The organism is Streptomyces sparsus (assembly GCF_054776295.1).
Genome location: NZ_BAAHCA010001020.1, coordinates 1 through 1,622, shown reverse-complemented (window position 1 = coordinate 1,622; position 1,622 = coordinate 1). Strand labels below are relative to the sequence as shown.

The 1,622-nt window shown below is 75.1% G+C and carries 3 protein-coding genes; all 3 read right to left on the bottom strand.

What is annotated here, in order from left to right; all coding sequences use genetic code 11:
• Window positions 1–543 (bottom strand): reverse transcriptase-like protein (locus ACYVE9_RS25950; protein ID WP_461030332.1); only part of this gene is annotated, 543 nt, incomplete at its 3' end.
• A gap of 8 nt (window positions 544–551) precedes the next feature.
• Entirely contained in the window at window positions 552–1,295 is a 744-nt protein-coding gene (locus tag ACYVE9_RS25945; protein ID WP_461030331.1) for a zinc ribbon domain-containing protein, read from the bottom strand.
• Window positions 1,292–1,622 (bottom strand): Nif3-like dinuclear metal center hexameric protein (locus ACYVE9_RS25940; protein WP_461030330.1); only part of this gene is annotated, 331 nt, incomplete at its 5' end. The genes ACYVE9_RS25940 and ACYVE9_RS25945, both read right to left, overlap by 4 nt.

Below are 1,622 nucleotides of genomic sequence, written 5' to 3'. Positions count from 1 at the left end.
GGCAGGGCCCGCGTCCGCTTGCTCCCCCGACTCGCCCGGCTCCGCGGGCACCGCGGGCGCGACCGTGTCCGCCGGCACGCCGGGGCCGGTGTCCAGGTCGGCGGTGGAACGGGACGGCTCCCAGCGCTCGCCCCGCTTGGCCGCGTCCATCGCCTCGTTGGCGAGCCGGTCGGCGTGCTTGTTGCGTTCCCGGGGGATCCACTCGTAGGCCACGGCACCGGCGGGGAAGAGGCTGCCGGCCTCCTCGGCCAACGGGCGCATGTCCGGGTGCTTGATCTTCCAGCGCCCCGACATCTGCTCGACGACCAGCTTGGAGTCCATCCGCACCCGCACGCTGGCCTGCGGATCCAGGTCGCGGGCCGCGCGCAGTCCGGCGATGAGGCCCTTGTACTCGGCGACGTTGTTCGTCGCCCGGCCGACCGAGGCCGCCGCCTCGACGAGCGTCTCGCCGGTGGCCGCGTCCAGCACCACCGCGCCGTCGCCGGCCGGGCCCGGGTTGCCCCGCGAGCCCCCGTCCGCCTCGACGACCAGCCGCCTGCCCATCGCCGCCGTCACAGCCCCGACTCGGGCGTGCGGACCAGGATGCGGCGGCAGTTCTCGCAGCGCAGCACCTCGTTCGGCGCCGCCGCGCGCACGTCGTTGACCTCGGTGATGTTGAGTTCGAGCCGGCAGCCCTCGCAGCGCCGCTGGAACAGCGCGGCGGCGCCGACGCCGCTGTGCTGCCTGCGCAGCTTGTCGTAGAGCGCCAGCAGGTCGTCGGGCACCGCGGCGGCGACGGCCTGGCGCTCCTTCTCCACCGAGTCGGCCTCGCTGTCGAGCTGCTCGGCGGCGGCGTCGCGGCGGGCCTCCGTCTCGCTGAGGCGGGCCTCCACCGAGGCGACCTGCCCGGTCAGGTCGGCCACCCGGGCGGTGGCGGCCTCGTTGCGCTCCATGACCTCCAGGACGACGTCCTCCAGCGCGCTCTGCCGGCGGGCCAGCGAGCCGATCTCGCTCTGCAGCCGCTCCAGGTCCTTGGGGCTGGTGACCGCTCCGGAGTCGAGCCGCTGCTGGTCGCGGGCGGAGCGCTGGCGGACCATGTCGACGTCCTGCTCGGCCTTCGTCTGGTCCCGCGCGGTGTCGCTCTCCTCCGTGCGGGCGGCCACCAGCAGGTCGCGCAGCTGGACGAGTTCGCGCTCCAGCGCCTCGATCTCGGCGTGCTCGGGCAGGCTGCTGCGCTTGTGCGCGAGCTGCGCGAGCTTGACGTCAAGTCCCTGGAGGTCGAGAAGGCGGATCTGGTCGGCGGGCTCGGCGTTCAGTTGGGGGCTCCTGGGAGGTCGGGGTGCGGGACGGACGCCGCGTGGGCGGTCCAGGGGTCGGTGACGGCTCGGGAGACGTGCGTGCGCAGGCCCCAGCCGTGGCGTTCGGACACCGCGTCGAGCTGGGCGGCGGCCTGCTCGCACCAGGGCCACTCGGTGGCCCAGTGCGCGGCGTCGACCAGTGCGAGCGGGGACTGCTCCCGGGCCTCGGAGACCGGGTGGTGGCGCAGGTCCGCGGTGAGGTAGGCGTGCACGCCGGCCGCGAGGACCTGGTCGAAGAGGCTGTCGCCGGAGCCGCCGCAGACCGCGACGGTACGGACGGGCCGC